Here is a 21,829-nt window from a genome sequence, read left to right on the forward strand (position 1 = left end):
TGACAATTTATTCGATTTAATTGATATATTTTGAATTATAAAAACATCTCGCTTTCTTTTGTGATTTATTTATAGATTATAGTAATAATATAAGATATTTTATATAATCAATTCATTTTAACATAATATAACTAATAATCAATTATATATGAGTTAATATTATTAGGTATTTACTATGATATAATATATAGGTTATTGATTTTCATAGGAGGACAAACAAATATGATAGGAACTTTACTTTTAAATAGATATGAACTATTGGAAAAAATTGGTGAGGGTGGCATGGGAGATGTTTATAAGGCAAAATGTCATTTATTAAATAGATTTGTGGCTGTAAAAATATTAAAATCAGAGTTTAGCATGGATGAAAATTTTGTTGCTAGATTTAAAAGAGAAGCTAGCGCTGTAGCAAGCGTGTCACATCCTAACATAGTCAATGTTTATGATGTTGGTGAAGAAAATTCTATTAATTTTATTGTTATGGAATATATTAGTGGAAAAACATTAAAGCAAGTAATAAAGGAAAATGTTAAACTTAACGCTTATAAAACTATAGACATATCGCTTCAAGTGGCAAAAGCACTTCAATGTGCTCATAAAAACAATATAATCCATAGAGATATAAAACCAGATAATATTATGATTACAGAGGATAATATAGTTAAGGTAATGGATTTTGGAATAGCCAAAGTATCAGAGTCTCATACAATGACAAATTCTAAAACAATTATGGGTTCTGTATATTATTTCTCTCCTGAACAAGCGAAAGGTTTTGTTGTAGATTGTAGAACAGATATATATTCATTAGGTATTGTGATGTATGAAATGGTGACAGGCAAAGTGCCATTTGATGCAGAAAGTCCTATTTCCATAGCTATGATGCACATTAAACAATCTATTGTTGAGCCAAAAGAAATCATCACTGATTTACCAAAAACTATAAATCAAGTAATTCTAAAAGCGGTGGAAAAAGAAAATAATAATAGATACCAATCAGCGGATGAAATGATTCAGGCTATAAGTACAATTAAAGAAGAATTTGATTTTAGTCGGAAGTTAAATAATAGGCCAAATGGTGCTACGAAACTTATGGATACAGTAGTTTCTGATACAAAACAGGATTGTACAAGGGTCATGAGTAAAAATACTTTTAAGGACAATTTAGCAGTTAAAAAAAATAAAAAAATACTACCAGAAAATAAAGCTACCAGTAAAAATAAAAAGAAAATAATAATTATAGTAACAATTTTGTTAGTTATGATTACGATTGGTGTAATAGGAAAATATATATCTAAAAGTTTTCCTACAAGTAAAACCAACACAGTGACAAAAGCCGGTTTAACAAAAGAAATTAAAAAAACACCTTTGGACAGCAAAAAACTTGTTCCTTCGCTTATAGGAATTACAAAAGATATTGCAGAAAAAACTATAACTAACAATGGATTCTTAATTGGAAATATTACAAGTCAATATAGTGACAGCATCCCAAAAGGCTCAGTTATAGGGCAATCACCGGATGCAAATACATCTTATGCTAAAGGGGTTAATGTTGATTTAGTTATAAGCCAAGGACAAAAGGTTGTTCCTGTTACTATACCAAAATTAAAGGATAAAATACATAAGGACATAGAAAATCATGTAAAAGGTCCTGAAAAATTCAGATAGACCTAAACACGTAAATGAAGAAATAACTTCTAACTATGTAAGTCGTGTAATTATGAATAGTGAAGAGTATATTAAAATCAAAAGAAAATTAAAAAAACACAATTTGTTTACAAATATCAGGTTTTGTATAGTTACTAATACTTCTATTAATGTTAATATTTATGATGTAATAAATATTAAGGGAGTGTTAATTTGAAAACATCAAAGAACAAGAGGTTAATCACTTTTTTATTAATGTTCTGTTTCATCGTATTTGTTTCTTTTGAGTATTGTAAGCCAATTAATGCAGCAGAACTTGATAATCAGTCAACAAGTATTCCAAGTTATAGTAATAAGTATCCCATAATTATGGTACATGGGCTTTTCGGATGGGGAGACGATGAACTTTATGGAATAAATTATTGGGGTGGATCTGAAAGTTTAAAACAGATTTTAACTACTCATGGTTATACAGTTTATACGCCAACCATAGGGTCTGTATCTAGCAACTGGGATAGAGCATGTGAATTATATGCATATATAAAGGGTGGCACTGTTGACTATGGGGAAGTTCATTCAAAAAAGTATGGACATAGCAGGTATGGTCGAACTTATCCAGGCGTGTATCCGGAGTTTGGTAGTATAGATAGTTCAAATGAAATTGAAAAAGTACATCTTATTGGTCACAGTATGGGTGGACAAACGGTAAGAGTTCTTGCCCAATTACTTGAAAATGGAGACCGTGATGAAATACTTAATACCCCATCAGGTAAGATTAGTCCTCTTTTTACAGGTGGACATCACTGGGTTGACAGTATAACAACTATCGCTACACCCCATGATGGAAGTCAAGAAGCCCATGAACAGGATAGTATAGAGCCTATTGCCCACGATTTTTTTGCGGCAATGGCAGTACAAGGAGGTATTATTAATTCTGATAATCCAGTTTTTGATTTCAGACTGGATCAATGGGGGCTAAAAAAGGAGCCGAATGAATCCTATCAGAGCTATTACCAAAGGGTAATTACAAGTAATATATGGAAGCAGACTAAAGATCTCAGTGTATGGGACCTAGCACCTGAAGGGGCTAAAGAACTAAATTCATGGGTTAAGGCCCAAAATGATATTTATTATTTTTCACTTGCTTGTGAAGATACCCACAAAGGTTTATTAACTCCTTATGAAATTCCAAATTTAAATATGAATCCTCTTCTTTTAAGGAGTTCGTATTTTATGGGTTCATATATAAATAATATATCAGGTGATGTTCCAATTGACAACAGTTGGTGGGAAAATGACGGAATAGTAAGTCTTGTATCTGCAACTTATCCAAAAGTTGGTTCAAATGATAAAATGGTTAATTATAATGGGACCCCACAAAAGGGTATATGGAACTATTTAGGTCAAATTGATAACATTGATCACATAGAAGTGGTTAGTCTAAGTCATCCTGAAACTCGTAAATATCTTGAAAATAAATATAGTGATTTGGCAAAAATGTTAGCAAATCTTCCAAAATAATATAAGATATGCGTAGATTTACCTCCAAATCTACGCATATTTGGATTTTATAGTTTCTGTGGTCATGGGTTAATGCTTTTAAAGTTTTTAAGTGATATAATCAAGTTAGTTTATGCTAGAACAACCATATTTACCTAGGGAGGAAAAAAATGAAATTTTGTTGGAGTACATTAATGGTTAAAAATTTAGAAGAATCTTTGAAGTTTTACAATGAGGTGGTTGGGTTAACTATTAATAGCAGATTTAATTCAGGATCAGGTGTGGAAATTGCATTCATAGGGGATGATGAAACAAAAATTGAATTGATTTGTGATGAGGATTTAAAACAAGTAGATTTAGGACATGATATTTCGTTTGGATTTGAAGTAAATTCAGTGGATAAAATGATGACTTTTGTTAAAGAAAAGGGTATAGATATTCAAAGTGGACCATTTCAGCCCAATCCTCACATGAAATTTTTCTACATATTAGATCCAAATGGTTTAAAAATCCAGTTTGTAGAGAATATTTAAGTAAATAATCAATATTAATAATCTGGCACAAAATTATTTTAAGTAACATGGGATTAATTAAGTTAGTTGAAATGTAATTGTGTAAATGGTAAAATGCATAGATAATGTGAAGTAGTTAAATTAAATATATTATATGAAATGTAAAGAGGTATGACGAAAGTTTTTATAGTATGTGCTGAGAGGAGTGATATATATGGGATTTTTACGTTGGCTAGGTGGAATAATAGTATTTTTTTGGCTATTAGGATTTTTACTTAAAATTGGTGGAGGTTTGATAAATCTGTTGATAGTTTTGGCAGTTATCGTATTTCTTGTTGATTTTTTTACCGGGAAAAAAAGGAACTAGAAAATATTTATTGAAAAAAGTTTTTAGCATCCAATAGAGTACTAAAAGTTAAAACTAAACTGAGAGCCATAATTTGGTTCTCAGTTTAGTTTTTTGATTTATATAGGTCTAAACATGTTGAAGTGGACTAAGATGTAGTGGCAAATTTATATCAAAGGAATAATGGAAAGGTAAGGAGTTATAATTGCTAGTATTCAAATGAAAGATGAAAAATATGGCGATTTATGTTACACTGTAAGCTACATTATTAAATTGACTAAAGATTATCAGGAGGGCTAGTAATGAAAATAAGAGAAATGTTAGAGAAAAAGATGTTGGAAAGACAAAAAAAACATAGAGCTAAAATGGTAAAGAAAATTACTGTTGGAGCATTTGCAGGAATTGTAACTGGAGTAGTTGGAGGGGTTCTTCTGGCACCCAAGGCAGGGAAAGAAACAAGAGATGATATTGCTAAAACGGCAAAAGAACTTGGGGAAAATGCAATAAGCAAGACAACAGATATTAAAGAAAATTTAGATAATAAAGTTGTTGAAACTAAAAATAATGTGGTTTCAGCAAAAGAAAAAATAGCTAAATATTTATCAGATAAAAAAGCGGAAAAGAATAATAGTGAAGCTAAATCTGTTATTGATGAAAAAAATGAAGTTGAAGTTATAGGTAAAACTAAAACTGAAGAATAGTGGGGAAAGATGATGTATATAAGTTTATTTAGTTTATGTTTTGCTATTCTTTTTATTTTAGGTTCAGTAGCATTGGTAATTCTTATTATGGTGTTAATAAAACTATTTAAGTTTATATCAAGGGTGGACGGACTAATAGAAAGAAATGAAAAGAATATTGAGGAAACGTTAGTTTCACTTCCTAAGGCAACAGATAACTTCTTAGATTTAAGTGATGATTTAAAAGCAGTTGGAGAAGTTTTTACTGAAACAACTGCAACTGTTATAGAAACAAAGGAACATATTCAGGATTATACGGATATTTTTATGGACGTACTTAAAATAGTCAAAACAGTATTCGCAAAAAAATAGCAAGTATATGATTAACCCAAAAATAATTAGGTTTAAGAATTTAAGGGGTCAGACCCTTGTTTCTTAAGCCTTTTTTGAACAAATATAATGCTAGGATTTAAATATAATTAAGTGAAAATCCGTTATGAAATGATAAAAATATTTCTGGATTTTTATTTACTTAGAAAATGTAAAACTTGATATAGTGTCATAAAATAGCCACTTTTTAACTTTTTGTAGAATATTATATAAAATTAGATTATAATATAATTAATCAAAAAAATAGAAAACATCTTAAAATATTACAACATGATATTTTAATGTAGGATGCAAGGAGCACATATGATTGAAACTTTACTTTTAGCACTTGTTCTTTCAATAATAAGAGGTTATAAAATAAAACCTATTTTTAGGTCATGGGAAATATATCCTGTGTTAGTATGTGCAATAATATATGTAATTTTAGACATAATGTTATTTAATGGAAACTACAACTTTATAAAATATGCAAATATCTTTCATTATCTTTATCTTTTGACATTTTTGATTTTGATTATCAAGTATGAACTCAATATTAGCGCTATTATAGGTTCAATATTTATTTTTATTGGAAGCACTTTAAATAATATGGTAATAGCAGCTAACAACGGTAAAATGCCGGTTTTCCCAACACTGTCCTATTGGACAGGCTATGCAAAACCGGATTCCTTTATGAAAGTTAATGATATACATGTTTTAGGAAATTCAGCAACTAAATTTAAGCTTTTAACTGATATATTTGATGTTGGTTACAGTATTATGAGTATTGGAGATATATGCATAAGAGTTTTTGTTCTTATTATTATATTTAATACTATAAAAGCTATTAACAAGACAAGTGTAGTCGGAGAAAAAAAATTTAGTGGCAATTTATGATATTATTTTTATTTAAACGGAATTATATTAATATTTATATAATATTAAAGACACAGTTACTAATAAGTTCAAAAATACGCAAAATTCATTATAGGAGAAGAAATAATGTTAAAATTGACGCTGTTAGAGTTTTTTTTTAGAGGTATACCGGAAGAATTTTTAATTATTTTTGCAGTGTATGCATTTTCAAAAACTGCGGTTAATATAAAAAAGTATATAATATCAAGTATATTTTTAGTTATTACAATTTATTTTATAAGATTTCTTCCCATTCAATATGGTGTTAATATGATACTAGGGTTAATTGCCATTATTGTATTAATTGTAAATATAAATAAGATTGACATAGTTAAAGCCATAAAAGCAAGCATCATTGCAATAACACTTGAATGTATATGCGAGGCTATTAATATATTTATAATACAGTATGTCTTTAAAGTAGATGTTAATTATGTATTTAAGGAACCTACACTAAAAATAGTATTGGGGATTCCGTCATTGCTAATTTTTGCGTTTTTTGTTACAACATACTACATAATCATGAGTAGAAGAAAAGAATTGAGGGATACTTTTAATGGAGAGATTAGTTAATAATATTGCTAATAGTATTTCGAAAGAATTGAAATTAAATAATGATAATAGAGAAGTAATAGCTTATGGAATGTTTTCACTGTTTCAGGCAATTCTTTCTATAGGCCTTGTATTTTTATTTGCATTGTTGTTTAACGTTGTTATTGAGGCACTAATAATATCATTTACTGCAGCAATACTTAGAAAATATTCTGGAGGGGTGCATGCAAGCTCAATTCCTATTTGCAATCTTATAGGTATAATTGTATGCGTTGTACCAGCGGTTTTTATATCGTTTTTAATAGGGGCATTTGGGACTTTAAATTTAGTGATAATTTTGGGATTTACAGCTTTCATACTATCATACTATTTGATTTATAAATTATCACCAGTAGGTAATATGAAAAAAACTATAAAAAGTAAAGAAAAAAGAAAGCGTATGAAAAAAGGTTCATTAATAGTTTTGAGTATATATTTAGCTGTTGTGGTCTTGCTTATTACGCTATTTGCAATTAATGGAGAAAAAAGGTCGCTTGTATATGCGACTTGTGTTTATTTTGGAGCGTTATGGCAAGTATTTACAATTACGTATCAAGGGAAATTAACAATACTTAAAATAGATACCTTATTAAATAACATATTATTTAGTATAAGGAGGTGAGAATAATATGAAAAAATCAAAGAAAAGATTAATAACAATAATTGCAGCAGTAGCAACTATTGTAGCAACGTCTGTTGCATCTTCAGCATGTGCTTGGTTCCTGTATCAACCTGAAGAACCAAAATGTTTAATAGAAGAATAATGGGATAAGGGGGGTGAAACACCTCCTTACTTTGTACGCTGAATTTAATGAGGTAGTGAAAAAAATGGGCAAGTTAGAAGAGAATAATGAGAAAAAAATCCATGAAATATTATCAATTGTAAAATTATGTTCTTTACTGTTTTCGGGAATAATATTTTTAAAATATATGTTTAATAAAAACAGTATAATAAAAAACGCACCACATTCTTATTATGGATTAATAATATTTTTATGTGTAATACCTATATTATTATCAATATATATATTATTGGAATTTTTAGTAATTAAAAGAACTAGTTTAAAATGCAACAACTTATTAAAACTAATAGAGAACGCTGTATTTGTTTTAATATTTATAATTGTTATATTTTTTACAGGGGCAAATACAAGTAATTACAAATATTTATTTTTATTTATAATAATAATATCTACAATACAGGCTGGTATGAAACAGGGGATGATGATTGCTTCTATCGCCTCATTTTTTATTTTAGCCTTAGATATTGTATATTCACCAAATTCACTAGTTAATCAATATTTTGAAAATGATTTAATTTTAGCTGGGGTTTTTATGCTCACAGCATGGATATTGGGATACTATGTAAAAACTGAAAATCAGCACATTAAAAAACTTGAGAGTTTAGCAAATGAAGATGGACTAACAGGTGTATATAATCATAGGTTTTTTTATGATGCATTAGGAGAGATAATGCATCGGTGCGAAAAAGAAAATAAACAAGTTTCAATGATATTCATGGATATAGATTATTTTAAGAGTTATAATGATCTTTATGGGCATCAAAATGGTGATGAGGTACTTAAAACTATAGGCTCTATATTAAAAAATAGCTTTAGACAAGATGACGTTGTGGCGCGATACGGTGGAGAAGAATTTGCAATAGTTCTTCCAAATACTTCGGAAGAACATGCTGTCAGCTTAGCAGAGGAAGTAAGAATTAAAATAGAAAAAACATATTTTTATGGTGAAGAGAATCAGCCTAATGGTAAATTGACTGTTTCAATAGGAATATCTATTTATCCAGATAAAGCTAAAAATGATATTGAACTTGTGAAAAGTGCGGATGATGCACTTTATAGAGCTAAGTTCTTTGATAAAAATCGGGTCGAAACTTATACGTCTATATTAGATGAATTAAAAATTGATACAGAAGATGAGCATATAGATACAATTACATCTATAAAAACTTTAATTAGTGTTATTAATGCTAAAGATAAATACACATATGGACATGTTGAAAGGGTAGTTGTCTATAGTAGATTATTGGCAGATAAACTTAAACTTAATGAGAATGATAAAAAGAATTTAATATATGGTGCTTATATGCATGATATTGGAAAAATAAATATACCTAAGGAAATACTAAACAAAAATATGCCATTGACCCGAGAAGAGTGGGATATAATGAAACAACATTCACAAAATGGAGTAGACATTATAAAACATGTGGAATCACTTAAAAAACTTATTCCCCTAATATTACATCACCATGAAAGATATGATGGTAATGGGTATCCTGCTAATTTAAAAGGAGAAAACATACCCTATATTGTTAGAATGTTAACTGTAGTGGATTGTTTTGATGCCATGACATCTAACAGACCATATAATAAAAGAAAAACCTATGAAGATGCATTAGCTGAACTTAAAAGATTCAGTGGTACTCAGTTTGATGGTGATATTGTAAATGCTTTTATAGAAGTTATTATGGAAAGCAAAAACTCAGTTGAATTAATAAGCTAGGGCACATATAAATCATTGTATATTTTTAACCTTCTGGCATATGCCAGAAAATAAAAGGAGGAGATAACGTGGTATATTTAATTATTCTTATTATTATATGTTTAGCATTATTACCTTATAGTTTATCTAGGTCTAAGACCAAATCTATTAAAAATAGTGATAAATTAGTACAAAGTTTTATTTCCGATAATAACTTGACAGTAACAAAAAGTATTAATATTCCGGGATATGGTGATAGTGGGTATTTTTTTATTGATGACAATAAAAAATGTATAAACTATCTAGTTTGGAAAAAATCTGATATAAAAAATTTTTCTCACAGGACGTTTAACTATAAAGATGTTTTAAGCTGCCAGCTAATAAAGGATGAAAAAACAAGTACAGTTAAAAACATACTTGAGTCTTTAGATGATAATACTAATAAAGAGGAATATGTTAAAAAATTAGGAATTAGAATAAATCTAAATGATTTGTCTTGTCCGTATATAGATATACTACTTTTAAACAGTACTGAAGCTAATCCAATTAGTAGCATAGCTTTAACCATTAATCTAGTTGACCAATGGTTAGCTGCAATGAATATAGTTATACAAAAGGGAAAAGAAAAAAATGATTAGTGATTATTAATAAAAATAAAATAATATTACTTGTAGTACTATGCTATACTTAAAAGAATAATGCGTATTAACAGGTAATTAATTAAATATGAAAAGCGTATAAAAGCCTAGGAAGTGTATAAAAAAATGAGCGAAAAACAAAAAATGATAAACGGTGAAGTATATAATGCTTATGACGAAGGATTAATACTTTTAAGAAATAAAGCTAGACATCTTACAAAAATATATAATGACACGGACCCTGAAGCAGTAGAGGAAAGAAAAAATATTCTTGAAAAATTATTTGGGAAAATAGGTATAAATTTTGAAATAGAACCTCCTTTTCATTGTGATTATGGTACCAATATTGAAATTGGAGATAGCTTTTATGCTAATTTTAATTTTTTGGTTTTGGATGATGGACTTGTAAAAATTGGGGACAATGTTTTGTTTGCTCCTAATGTAAGCATATTTACGGCAACACATTTAATCAATCCCAAGTTAAGACCTAAAAATGCTGATTATACAAAGGCAGTAACTATAGGAAACAATGTATGGGTCGGTGGTGGAGCTATAATAAACCCTGGTGTATCTATTGGCGATAATAGTGTAATAGGATCAGGTAGTGTGGTTACAAAAAATATTCCGGCTAATGTGGTTGCTGTTGGTAACCCTTGTAAAGTAATAAAACATATTGATTAGATTAATATAAATTGATTAACTTAGACTTTCACTGTTAAAAAAAGTGAAAGTCTTTTTTCTATAATAAAAAAGACTGCGACTACGAATTAACGTGAAGAAGCAGTCATTGATATTTTCTGGAAATTTATCATGTTTTGGGGTCAGGATTTTTATGCGAAGCAGTAGTTTGGAGAGTATTCATGCTCTGGCTATTGCCTTTATTGTTACTTGGACCTTTGTTTTGCTTTTCTTTTTCCTTCTTACTTTTAGTCATACAAAATCTCCTTATAGATAAATTTTACTTCTTTAACTTTTATAGTTTTAGCAAATATTAAATAAGTATGTATTATAAATTTATATGAAAACAAGATTTGAATTTTAGGAATAATAATTGCGGATCTTAAATTATAAAATAATATTGTTTTGTATAAAAATATTATAATGAAGAGTATAATAACAACTGTCTAGTTAAATGATTAGTACAGTTGTTTTTTCTATTTACTTTGAAGGAGGATAAAATTTATGCAGAATATTGATAAACCACAGATTGCTGTTAGTAGGTGCTTAGGATTTAGTCCTTGTCGCTATAATGGTCAGATGATTCCGGACAAATTTGTTGATAAGCTAAAAGATTATGTGGAATATAAAACGGTTTGCCCAGAAGTGGAGATTGGTCTTGGAATACCAAGAGATACACTTAGGCTAGTATTAGAAAAAGATAAAATTATTCTGTATCAACCTGCAACAGGTAAAGAGTATACAAAACAAATGGATGAATATTCTATAAAATGTTTAGATTCCTTTGAAGAAGTAGATGGTTTTATACTTAAGGGGCGTTCACCATCTTGTGGTATAAAGGATGTAAAGCTATACCTTGGAAAAGAAAAAACTACTGGTGCTATTAAAGGTGTTGGTATTTTCGCTTCACAAGTGATGAAAAAATACCCTCTTTTAGCTATTGAAGAGGAAGGCAGATTAACTAACTTTAGAGTAAGAGAACATTTTCTTACAAAGATATACATAATGTTTAAGTTCCGTGAAGTTCAAAAAGCAAAGTCTATGGCCACATTAGTTAAATTTCAATCTGATAACAAGTATTTGCTTATGGCATATAGTCAAAAGGAACAAAAACTTCTTGGCAATATAGTGGGAAATCATAATAAACGATCCATTGATGAAATTATAGATGATTATAAAAATCATCTTGGATATGCATTTATAAGAATTCCAAGGTTTAGTAATTATATAAATTCATTAATGCACATTTTAGGATATTTTTCTGATAAATTATCTGTTAATGAAAAAAAATTTATTTTAGGAACTTTTCAAAAATATAAAATAGGAAAAATGCCTTTAAGTGTACCTATAAATCTATTAAAATCTTATGCAATTAAATATGAGCAATCCTATTTATTAGAGCAGAGCATTTGGGATCCATATCCTGAAGATTTGATGGATTTAAGTGATTCAGGAAAATAAGGATTTTAAATAAACTGCTGCGTAAATATTCGTTTCACAGGGGAAAATACAAAATATAATTGCTAATAAATCAATTATATGGTAAAATTAATGAGGTAAATCAAAAATCATTGAGGTGAAAATTGTGACTAAGGTTTTTTTAGTGAATATAATTTTAGATAGATTACCAATGTCAATATTTGGAATTACATATGTAATTCTTAATTTTACGGGACAGGTCTATGCAAAATTGAATATTGTACTAAAAAAAATGAGTTAGCTTTGCCTTAAATACAATATAATTATGTTATTTGTAACCTAGGTAAGGATTATCTGCCTAGGTTTTTATGATTTATCGTTTAATAATTAATTACAAATGATAGATCTAATTTCAAAACAATAAACCCGGGTAGGCAATAGCTACTGGGTTTTATTGTTTTATAAAAAAGAGTGAAAGTTGAGGAGAAATTAATAATGATAGAATTAGCGTTAAAAGAAATAGAAAAATATTTTGGTAGTAGTAAAATCTTCACTAATATTACCTTTGAAGTTCAAGATGGAGAACGAGTAGGATTAATAGGACGAAATGGTACTGGTAAAACTACAGTTTTTAAAATTATAGCAGGTATTGAAAAACAGGACAATGGAGATATTTTTATTAGAAAAAATTCAACACTAGGATATTTAGATCAAATACCAACTTATCCCCAGCAGTTTAAAGTAACGGATGTTTTAAGTATTGCTTTCGAAGCCCAATACCGCATAAATAGACAATTAAAAAAATTAGAATTAGAGATAACTAGTTTGGTTGGAGAAGAATTACAGAATGTACTGAAAAAATATGGTGAACTTAGTGAACTCTACGAGGCAAAGGGTGGCTATGAAATTGAGGAGAAGATGAGCAAGGTTTGTACTGGTTTGAAATTTGATAATGAGTTTTTAAATACAGATTTTATAAGTTTAAGTGGTGGTGAAAAAACCATGGTGATATTAGGAAAAATATTGCTAGAAAGCCCAGATATACTTCTTCTTGATGAACCTTCAAACCATTTAGACATGTCATCTATAGAATGGCTAGAAGGATATCTTAAAGCTTATAAAGGAACAGTAATAATTATCTCCCATGATAGGTATTTTCTAGATAGAGTAGTTACAAAAATAGTTGAAATTGAGGAGGGAGAGACCTCCTTATATGAGGGCAATTATTCTTATTATGTTAAAGAAAAGCAAAGAAGAGTTTTTGAACAATTTGAGGCATATAAAGATCAGCAGAAAAAAATAAAGGCTATGGAAAAAGCTATAAAACAGCTGAGGCAATGGGCAATTCAGGCAGATAATGAAAAATTTTTTAAAAGAGCTGCAAGTATGCAAAAACGGTTAGACAAAATTCAAAGGGTTGATAAACCTGTTACCGATAAAGCCAAAATCCAATTAAATTTTGGAGATACTGATATGTCGGGTAAAGATGTAGTGAATATTAAAGGATTATATAAAAATTTTGAACATAAAAAGGTATTAGAAAATTTAAATTTAAATATTAGATATGGTGAACGTACTGCTCTAATTGGGGATAATGGAAGTGGCAAATCAACTATTTTAAAAATACTTTTAGGAGAAGTTCAAGGCGATTATGGTGAAGCAAAACTAGGCACTAATACTAAAATAGGATATCTTGCTCAAAATATAAGTTTTAGCAATGAAGAATTAACGGTGATTGATGCTTTTAGAGAGGGTATGAACATTTTAGAAGGACCAGCAAGAGGGATTTTAGCCAAGTTTTTATTTTATGGTGAAAGTGTTTTTAAAAAGATTAAAAATCTTTCTGGAGGGGAAAAAAGTAGGCTTAAGCTATGTAAATTGATCCAAAATGACATAAATCTACTAATACTTGATGAGCCTACAAATCATTTAGATATAGATTCTAGAGAAAATCTGGAAGAAGCGTTAATGGAGTTTAGTGGAACTATTTTATTTATATCTCATGATAGGTTTTTCATAAATAAACTTGCGGAGAGAATATGTGAAATAGAAAACAAAACCATAGTGAATTATCAAGGCAATTACGAATATTACAAAGAAAAGAAAAATCAATTTAAAAAAAATAAAACGGTAACACCTGATATAGAAAAGGAGATAAAATCTAAAAAGGGAAAAAATGTTGAAAAAAAAGCATTATACAATATGGCAGTAGGGGCTGATATCTTAGAAGATCAAGTAAAAGAGCTTGAAGAAAGGTTAAAAGATTTGGTCAGGCAGATGAATAATAATGGAAGCGAATATGATAAATTGTTAGAGCTAGAGAATGAAAGGGTTAAAACACAAGAACAATTAGATATACTTATTGAAAAGTGGATGGTTATAGAAGATTAGATTTTTTACATAATCCATAGTTATAATATATAAATTACCATATATTATAACTAAATGTAAGAAACAATTAATTTTATTATCGGTTGCTAAAATATCGGATTTCTGATACACTATATACAGATAGTACTCAATTGTGAAGATGCTATTTTAATTAAATATAGTGTATGTAGTAAGGCACCAACTGATTTAAATGTCACATTTAATAATTAGTTAAGGGGGCTTTTTTTACTATGATAACTTGTAAACCAACATTATTAAATTCAAATGACAAATCATATCCAGAGCTTTTCAAAAGGAATCCAAATAATCCCCTTATAACTGCAAAAGATTTGCCATATCCTGCGCATACAATATTTAATCCAGCAGCAACTATATTTAATGGCAGTACGCTATTACTTTCAAGAGTAGAGGACCGAAAAGGGTTTTCACATTTGGCAAAATCAATAAGTAAAGATGGAGTATCAAATTGGATATTTGATAAAGGGCCAACAATACAAGGAGAACCAAGTATACATCCAGAAGAAAGATGGGGAATAGAAGACCCAAGAATAACTTGGATGTCAAACCTTGAAAAATGGGCAGTTACTTATACTTCATTTTCTAGAGCAGGGCCACTGGTTTCACTTGCTCTTACTAGCGATTTTGTGAATTTTGAAAAACAGGGTCCTATAATGCCTCCTGATGATAAAGACTCCGCACTTTTTCCAAGAAAAATTAACGGTAATTATATATTAATACATAGACCGGTGTCTCCTGGGCATAAGGCACATATCTGGACTTCAAGTTCTCCAGATCTTAAAAGCTGGGGTGATCATCATATTCTTTTGAATGCTCGTGAAGGAGGATGCTGGGATGCAAATAAAATTGGTCTTTCAGCACAACCACTTGAAACTGATGCAGGTTGGTTAATTCTTTATCATGGAGTTAAAACCACTGCGGCTGGTGCGATTTACAGATTAGGTCTTGCACTACTAGATTTAGAAGACCCATCAATAGTTTTAAAAAGAAGTAATGAATGGATTTTTGGACCAGAAGAACCTTATGAAAAATTTGGAGATGTTGCTGATGTAGTATTTCCTTGTGGATGGATTTTAGACGAGAATACTGGAATAGTAAACATGTATTATGGCGGAGCGGATTCTTGTATTTGTCTTGCAACTGCAAATCTGTGTGATTTGCTTCAATATATAGAACATTGTCCGGAACCTAGTGAAGATAATTTAAGATAAAAATTACTCCATAATAAGTACACTTCTATATAGGAAGTGTACTTTAAAAAATATGATTATTAAGGAGGAAAAATTATGAAAGCATTATTTCTTGCTGGTGGAATGGGGACTAGATTAAAACCATTGACTGACAATTTACCAAAACCTTTAGTACCTATAATGACAAAACCACTTTTAGAAAGAAACATATTAAAATTTAAAGAATATGGTGTAGATGAAATTATACTTAGCACATGTTATAAGGCAGATAAAATAGAAAAATATTTTGGTGACGGTGCAAAATTCGGAATAAAAATACAATATATATGTGAAGATGTTCCTTTAGGCACAGGTGGTGCAATTAAATATGCGGAAGGATTCTTTAATGAGACTTTTATTATATTTAATGCTGATATATTCTGCGATATTAATATTTCAGATATGATAAAATTTCATAAAGAAAAATCTGCGGCAGTCACAATTGCAGTAACACAGGTTGAGGATCCTTCTGCTTATGGAGTTATTGAATACGATGAAAACCTCTATGCGGAATCTTTCACTGAAAAACCAGAGCCTTCAGAGATAAAGTCAAATTACATTAATGCTGGTATATATATTTTTGAGCCAAATATTTTAAATGAAATACCTGAGTCAGAGGTAGTATCCATTGAAAGAAAAATATTTCCCTTATTACTTGAGAAAGGCTATAAGGTTGCAGTTTATAGAAGCGATGCATATTGGATGGATATAGGCACGGTTGAAAAATACAATAAAATCCATCAAGACATATTAAATAGGACATGCTCTTTACCAGAGTTTAATGAGGAAAATAAGGAAATATTTATAGGTGAAAATACAATAATACATGCTACAGCTAAAATTATTGCACCTGTGTATATTGGTGAAAATGCTAAAATTGGAGCCTATTCCACTATTGGACCCAATACTGTAATTGGTAATGGTTGCAGGGTTGGAATAAGCAATGTAATCATTGATTCTATTGTTTCAGATAAAATGAGTATTCAAAACAATTCAACATTTTCAAGTATAATTCTCAGTTCTGATTATATGGTATGTAAGAGTGTTACAAATACTAAGGTTGTTGAAACTGAATTAGCAAAAAAGAATATTGCACTTTAATTTTAATGTATTTAAGCTAAATTCTTAAGATAAATATTTTCAAAGGGGGAATATTATATGCAAAACAATAAATTTTTAAATGTTGCTTTTTTAAGTACGTGGCCACCAAGACAGTGTGGACTCGCTACATTTACACAGGATCTTGTAAGAGCTATTGATGAAATTGCTTTAGTAGAAACTAATGTTATTGCTGTAAATAACTCTGAACACCGAGAATATAGTGATAAAGTGATATATGAGATTAATCAAAATAACCAAGGTGACTACTTGGAACTTGCAGAAAAATTGAATCATTCAAAGATTGATCTATTAATAATAGAACATGAATATGGTATTTATGGTGGAGATTATGGTGACTATATTTTAGATTTAGTTAATAACATAGAAATTCCAGTAATGACAACACTCCATACTATTTTAACAGAACCAAATGACAAACAAAAATTAATAATCAAAACTTTGAGCGAAAAAAGTGTGAAAATTATCACAATGGCAAAAAACACCAGTAAATTATTGAAAAATATATATGGAGTTTCTCCAATTAAAATTGAAGTTATCCATCACGGTGTTCCTAAAAAAGAAGTTCCTTCAAGGCAAACTTTAAAAGATAAATTTGGATATGGAGATAAACAACTAATAAGTACGTTTGGTCTATTAAGTCCGGGAAAAGGTATAGAATATGCTATTGAAGCCATAGCAGAAATATGTGCCGTAAGTAGCGATATTCTGTATTTAGTTCTTGGACAAACCCATCCTGATCAAAAAGATGAGTCATATAGAGAAAAGCTCCAAGCACTTGTTATAAAATATAATCTTGAGAAAAATGTTAAGTTCATAAATAAATATCTATCAAAAGATGAGATTATACAATATTTACAAATGTCCGATGTTTATATGACACCTTATTTGTCAAAAGATCAAGCTGTAAGTGGCACACTAGCTTATGCTGTAGGATATGGTAGAGCTATCATTTCAACACCATATCTTTATGCACAAGAGATGCTATCAGAAGACAGAGGACTACTTGCTGAATTTAAAAATCCCGATTCTATTTTTAGATGTATGAAATATATTTTAGATAATCCAGATGAAAAAGCAAGGATGGAAAAAAATACTATTAATCTTGGAAAAACTATGTATTGGGATATTGTTGCTAAAAATTATATAAATGTATTTATGAAAACAGTAATGGTAAACGAAGAAATAGGGGCGGTTTGATGTCTAAAGAAAATAAAAACATGGAATTCATAAATTACTTGTTTGCATTTACAGATGATGTAGGAATTTTTCAGCATAGCAAGTATGGTATTCCAGATCGAAATCATGGTTATACAACGGATGATAACGCTAGAGCACTTATACTAGCAGTTATGCTTTATGAAAAATTCAATGAAAAAAAATATTTGAAACTAATTTATACGTATTTATCTTTTGTTCATTATGCACTTAATGAAAAAGGTATGTTTAAGAACTTTATGAGTTATCAAAGAGAATTTTTGGAAACCCAAGGTTCAGAAGATTGTTTTGGAAGGTGTATTTGGGCCTTATCCCGTACAGTATCAAGTGCTGCTGTGCCACAAAACATTAAAAATACCTGTACTTTTATATTAAAAGAAGCAAGTAAAAATATAGAAGCCATTACTTATACTAGAGCAAAAGCTTATACCATAGTTGGTTTAAGCCTTTTAGAGGATTCAGAAGAAACCTTTACTCATATTAAAAACCTAGCAATGTCATTAGTTGAGCAGTATAGATTAAATAGATCTGAAAACTGGCATTGGTTTGAAGACTCTATAACCTATGGTAATGCTTTTTTTCCTAGGGCGTTGATTTGTGCATATAAGAGTTTAGGCAAAAAATGTTATTTGGAAACTGCTAAAGAAAGCATGGAATTTCTTGAAGGCATAGTTATGAAACCTGATTTTTTTAAACCAATAGGTTGCAACGGATGGTTAATTAAGGGCAAGGAAGTAGCTGCTTATGATGAACAGCCAATAGAGGCCTGCGAAATGCTTTATTTGTATATGGAATACTATAAGGTAACTAAAAATAAAAAGTGTCTTCATAATGCATTAAAATGTTTTAAATGGTATAAAGGTGAAAATTCAAAACAACTGTCTCTCATTAATGAAGAAACCGGTGCTTGTTATGATGGAATAACCGAAAATGGGCTAAATCTAAACCAAGGATCAGAAAGTATTGTTTCTTATGGAATGGCTGTAATGATGGCAGCTACAATAAAATTATAGTTTTGCATAAGCATAAAAAATTAGTCACTACAGGGGGAAGGACTCACTGTAGTGACTAATTTTTATATACTAGAAATAATTATGAATCTATTATGCGTTTCTTTCCCTTAAATCTTGCGCTATTTCAAGATATCTTTTATCTGATAAATTATATAATGCAATAATTACAATCATTGCAACGCAGAGAGCAACAGCTGGATATAAAAGTAACAAACCTTTTATACCTAGTAATGCACCTGATGTTTGCTTTATTTTTGGTATATATCCTGTTAATGACAATCCAATACCACATGCAAAACCAGCTATTGACTGAGCTATTTTTCTTGAAAAATTAAATACTGAATAAGTTATAGCACCTCTTTTTTCTCCCGTTTTCCATTCACCATAATCTATAGCATCAGAAACAAGTGCCCAAGTCATTCCATTTGGAATACTAAGTCCGAAATATGCCACACTTTGCAGTATTACAAATGAGACTAAATGCAATGGAATTATAAAATTTATTAAATCAGCAATAATGCTTATTGCAAAACCAATTATTACTGTGTTTTTTTTACCAAATCTCTTTGATAATATAGGCATAGCAACTACACCTAAAAGTGAGCATCCTACACTTATAAAACTTATATATGCCATCAATATGGTATTACCAAGATTATACTGACAGAAATATATTAGCATTGCTGATCTAAGGTTAAAAGCTGAAATTGAAAATATTGTCATCAAAATCAGCACTAGTAGTGGTTTATTAGTAAATATTGTTTTTGATATACCCTTTAAAGACATTTTTTCCACTTTGCCCTTAACTACGGGTACATGTTCTTTACAATTTTTAAAAGTTGTATAAAATGCACCTACACCAAGAAATGCCATGACGGCAATGGCAACTGGATATCCAATATTTTGGTTAGGAAATTTTGAAATCATAGGGATAACGAATACCCCTGATATTAATAATGCTAGAGTACTACCAAGTTGTCGTGATGCGGCCAGGGTGGTTCTTTCTTGAGGATCCTGAGTCATAGTAGAAGCTAATGTACCATAAGGAATGTTAGTGCAAGAATAAGCAACTCCCCAAATCATGTATGTTGCATATGCATATATGATTTTACCCCTAAGAGAGAAATTTGGGGCTAAAAATACAAATACAGATATAATGGCAAGGAATATACAAGAAATCATCATAACTGGTCTATATTTTCCTGATGCTGTTGTTCCTTTTCTTGCATCAATTAATGTACCAACTATAGGATCAGCAATAGCATCAAAGAATTTTGTAAATAGAAAGATACCTCCAGCAACAACAGGGGGTATACCTGCAACATCAGTATAAAATTTAAGTAAATATAATTGTCCCATATCAAACATAAAGCCATTTCCTAGATCACCAAAACCGTAAGTGATTTTTTCTCTGAAAGTTAATTTCTTCATTTTAGTCTTCCTCCGATTGTTAATATTATAATTTATAAATGAGTTTACAAATTATAATTCATTAGTTTTAAAGTTTAAAATTTCATATGTTAACGTGAACAACTTTAATCTCAATTCAATTATATAATCTAGAAAAATTAATGGTAACCAAATAGACTTATAATCATAGCTGAATTTTTGTAAAGCTTTTCCTAATGCATAAATAATTATATCGTATGAGTTTTCATTTAAGATATTTATATTGTAGTATAACACAATTTATTCTAGATTCAATGTATCTTTGAATATTTTAATTGTTTCGAATTTTCCCAATAGGTAGCACAACTTATTGGGAAATGCACATTTACAAATATCCCATAAATGAATTAAAAATATTAATATTTGTAGTGCAACAAAAAACCTCAATTCAACATAAAACTAACCAGAACATAATGTGGATTTAACATTTTTCATATAAAATACCAACTAGAGTCAAATATAGGAGGTATTAAATTATGAATAAAAATATTTTTGTTAAGGGGATAATTATTTCTGTTGCGTCTATAACTTTATTAATGAGTTTAACAGCGTGTGGGGCAGCTTCGGCATCGGCTTCGGATTCCGCTAATAAAATCAAGGCTGAAAAACAGGAATCATTAAAATCGTTAGCTGCTACAGCTAAAAAAGAGGGGAAAGTTGTAAGCGTAGGAATGCCTGATGATTGGGCAGATTGGAAAGATACATGGAGCGGTATAACAACAAAATATGGAATACAGCATAATGACACAGACATGTCTAGTGCAGAAGAAATTAGCAAATTTACAGCAGAAGCAAATAATCCTACTGCTGATATAGGTGATGTAGGAGCTATGTTTGCGCCTATTGCAGTTGAAAAAGGTGTTACACAGCCATATAAAACATCTTATTGGGATCAAGTTCCAAGTTGGGCTAAAGATAAAGATGGAAACTGGATGGTAGCTTATCAGGGAACCATGTCTTTTATAACAGATACTAAGCTTGTTAGTAATGCTCCTAAAACTTGGAAAGATGTAGAAAAAGGTAATTATAAAGTTTCTGTAGGTGATGTTACTAAAGCGGCTTCATCTCAGAATGTAGTTTTATCTGCTGCGTATGCCTTTGGTGGAAGTGAAAAGAACATTGAGCCCGCTATAGACTTCTTTGCTAAACTTGCTAAGGAAGGAAGACTTCTTACAAATGATAGTAATGCAGCAAATCTTGAAAAAGGTGAAGTTCAAGTTGGTGTTTTATGGGACTTTAACGCTTTAGCTTTAAGGGACAAACTTGGAAAAGATAGCTTTACAGTTACAATACCTAATGATGGTGCAGTGGTAAGTGGATATTCCACTATAATAAATAAATATGCTCCTGATCCAGCAGCAGCAAAACTTGCAAGAGAGTATATATTCAGCGATGCAGGCCAGATAAATCTTGCAAGAGGATATGCAAGACCAATAAGAAGTAACGTTAAGCTTCCTGCTGATGTTAAAGCTAAGACACTTCCTACTTCTGATTACAAAAATGCAAAACCTGTAAAAGATACAACTGCATGGACACAAACAATGCAAAATTTACCACAGCTATGGCAGGAAAAAGTATTAATTTATGTTAAGTAG

Annotated in this window: 22 protein-coding genes; 20 read left to right on the top strand and 2 right to left on the bottom strand. The window is 29.8% G+C overall.

Annotated elements, in window-relative coordinates:
• The first annotated feature begins 222 nt into the window (after positions 1–222).
• From pknB to BR66_RS0100445, 13 genes are all read left to right on the top strand, one after another.
• A complete protein-coding gene (pknB, locus tag BR66_RS22730) occupies positions 223–1,665 on the top strand; it encodes a Stk1 family PASTA domain-containing Ser/Thr kinase (RefSeq protein WP_051624033.1) in 1,443 nt (480 codons plus the stop codon).
• A 192-nt stretch (positions 1,666–1,857) separates the two neighbouring features.
• Positions 1,858–3,165 (top strand): esterase/lipase family protein, encoded by a 1,308-nt coding sequence (locus BR66_RS0100390; RefSeq protein ID WP_026881134.1) that lies wholly within the window; start codon positions 1,858–1,860, stop codon positions 3,163–3,165.
• 149 nt (positions 3,166–3,314) lie between these two features.
• Positions 3,315–3,677 (top strand): VOC family protein, encoded by a 363-nt coding sequence (locus BR66_RS0100395; RefSeq protein WP_026881135.1) that lies wholly within the window; start codon positions 3,315–3,317, stop codon positions 3,675–3,677.
• A gap of 193 nt (positions 3,678–3,870) precedes the next feature.
• Positions 3,871–4,023 carry a lmo0937 family membrane protein gene (locus BR66_RS25460; protein ID WP_156946198.1) on the top strand — a complete coding sequence of 51 codons (153 nt, stop codon included), beginning with the start codon at positions 3,871–3,873 and terminating at the stop codon, positions 4,021–4,023.
• A 281-nt stretch (positions 4,024–4,304) separates the two neighbouring features.
• Positions 4,305–4,703, top strand: coding sequence for a YtxH domain-containing protein (locus BR66_RS24640; protein ID WP_051624034.1), 399 nt, complete (start codon positions 4,305–4,307; stop codon positions 4,701–4,703).
• A gap of 12 nt (positions 4,704–4,715) precedes the next feature.
• A complete protein-coding gene (locus BR66_RS0100410) occupies positions 4,716–5,054 on the top strand; it encodes a hypothetical protein (protein WP_026881136.1) in 339 nt (112 codons plus the stop codon).
• A gap of 321 nt (positions 5,055–5,375) precedes the next feature.
• Positions 5,376–5,948, top strand: coding sequence for a DUF5317 family protein (locus BR66_RS0100415; RefSeq protein ID WP_026881137.1), 573 nt, complete (start codon positions 5,376–5,378; stop codon positions 5,946–5,948).
• A 105-nt stretch (positions 5,949–6,053) separates the two neighbouring features.
• Complete coding sequence (locus BR66_RS0100420) at positions 6,054–6,539, top strand: hypothetical protein (RefSeq protein WP_026881138.1); 486 nt, start codon at positions 6,054–6,056, stop codon at positions 6,537–6,539.
• A complete protein-coding gene (locus BR66_RS0100425) occupies positions 6,523–7,179 on the top strand; it encodes an accessory gene regulator ArgB-like protein (protein WP_084156231.1) in 657 nt (218 codons plus the stop codon). The genes BR66_RS0100420 and BR66_RS0100425 overlap by 17 nt, the downstream gene beginning before the upstream one ends.
• A gap of 7 nt (positions 7,180–7,186) precedes the next feature.
• On the top strand, positions 7,187–7,321 hold the full coding sequence (locus BR66_RS22740; protein WP_035795100.1) for a cyclic lactone autoinducer peptide: 135 nt from the start codon (positions 7,187–7,189) through the stop codon (positions 7,319–7,321).
• A 64-nt stretch (positions 7,322–7,385) separates the two neighbouring features.
• Positions 7,386–9,083: a bifunctional diguanylate cyclase/phosphohydrolase gene (locus BR66_RS0100435; protein ID WP_026881140.1), complete on the top strand. Its 1,698-nt coding sequence runs from the start codon at positions 7,386–7,388 to the stop codon at positions 9,081–9,083.
• Between the two features lie 68 nt (positions 9,084–9,151).
• Complete coding sequence (locus tag BR66_RS0100440) at positions 9,152–9,700, top strand: hypothetical protein (RefSeq protein WP_026881141.1); 549 nt, start codon at positions 9,152–9,154, stop codon at positions 9,698–9,700.
• A 126-nt stretch (positions 9,701–9,826) separates the two neighbouring features.
• On the top strand, positions 9,827–10,381 hold the full coding sequence (locus tag BR66_RS0100445; RefSeq protein ID WP_026881142.1) for a sugar O-acetyltransferase: 555 nt from the start codon (positions 9,827–9,829) through the stop codon (positions 10,379–10,381).
• A gap of 127 nt (positions 10,382–10,508) precedes the next feature.
• Here BR66_RS0100445 and BR66_RS26580 read toward each other — a convergent pair whose 3' ends face one another.
• Positions 10,509–10,634 (bottom strand): hypothetical protein, encoded by a 126-nt coding sequence (locus tag BR66_RS26580; protein ID WP_278246793.1) that lies wholly within the window; start codon positions 10,632–10,634, stop codon positions 10,509–10,511.
• 248 nt (positions 10,635–10,882) lie between these two features.
• Here BR66_RS26580 and BR66_RS0100455 point away from each other — a divergent pair, with 248 nt between their 5' ends.
• The 6 genes from BR66_RS0100455 (at position 10,883) to BR66_RS0100485 (ending at position 18,785) form a co-directional block, all read left to right on the top strand.
• Positions 10,883–11,839, top strand: coding sequence for a YbgA family protein (locus BR66_RS0100455; RefSeq protein WP_026881143.1), 957 nt, complete (start codon positions 10,883–10,885; stop codon positions 11,837–11,839).
• Positions 11,840–12,292: 453 nt separating this feature from the next.
• Positions 12,293–14,188 (top strand): ribosomal protection-like ABC-F family protein, encoded by a 1,896-nt coding sequence (gene abc-f, locus BR66_RS0100465; protein ID WP_026881144.1) that lies wholly within the window; start codon positions 12,293–12,295, stop codon positions 14,186–14,188.
• 230 nt (positions 14,189–14,418) lie between these two features.
• Positions 14,419–15,417, top strand: coding sequence for a glycoside hydrolase family 130 protein (locus BR66_RS0100470; RefSeq protein ID WP_026881145.1), 999 nt, complete (start codon positions 14,419–14,421; stop codon positions 15,415–15,417).
• 75 nt (positions 15,418–15,492) lie between these two features.
• Entirely contained in the window at positions 15,493–16,536 is a 1,044-nt protein-coding gene (locus BR66_RS0100475) for a nucleotidyltransferase family protein (RefSeq protein WP_026881146.1), read from the top strand.
• 57 nt (positions 16,537–16,593) lie between these two features.
• Positions 16,594–17,754: a glycosyltransferase family 4 protein gene (locus BR66_RS0100480; RefSeq protein WP_026881147.1), complete on the top strand. Its 1,161-nt coding sequence runs from the start codon at positions 16,594–16,596 to the stop codon at positions 17,752–17,754.
• Positions 17,754–18,785: a hypothetical protein gene (locus BR66_RS0100485; protein WP_026881148.1), complete on the top strand. Its 1,032-nt coding sequence runs from the start codon at positions 17,754–17,756 to the stop codon at positions 18,783–18,785. The genes BR66_RS0100480 and BR66_RS0100485 overlap by 1 nt, the downstream gene beginning before the upstream one ends.
• Positions 18,786–18,875: 90 nt before the next feature.
• Here BR66_RS0100485 and BR66_RS0100490 read toward each other — a convergent pair whose 3' ends face one another.
• Positions 18,876–20,216, bottom strand: a complete 1,341-nt coding sequence (locus tag BR66_RS0100490; protein ID WP_051624035.1) for a glycoside-pentoside-hexuronide (GPH):cation symporter — start codon at positions 20,214–20,216, stop codon at positions 18,876–18,878.
• A gap of 494 nt (positions 20,217–20,710) precedes the next feature.
• Here BR66_RS0100490 and BR66_RS0100495 point away from each other — a divergent pair, with 494 nt between their 5' ends.
• Positions 20,711–21,829: an ABC transporter substrate-binding protein gene (locus BR66_RS0100495; RefSeq protein ID WP_026881150.1), complete on the top strand. Its 1,119-nt coding sequence runs from the start codon at positions 20,711–20,713 to the stop codon at positions 21,827–21,829.

Origin of the sequence: Clostridium akagii DSM 12554 (assembly GCF_000686725.1) — a bacterium.
GTDB lineage: Bacteria > Bacillota > Clostridia > Clostridiales > Clostridiaceae > Clostridium_I > Clostridium_I akagii.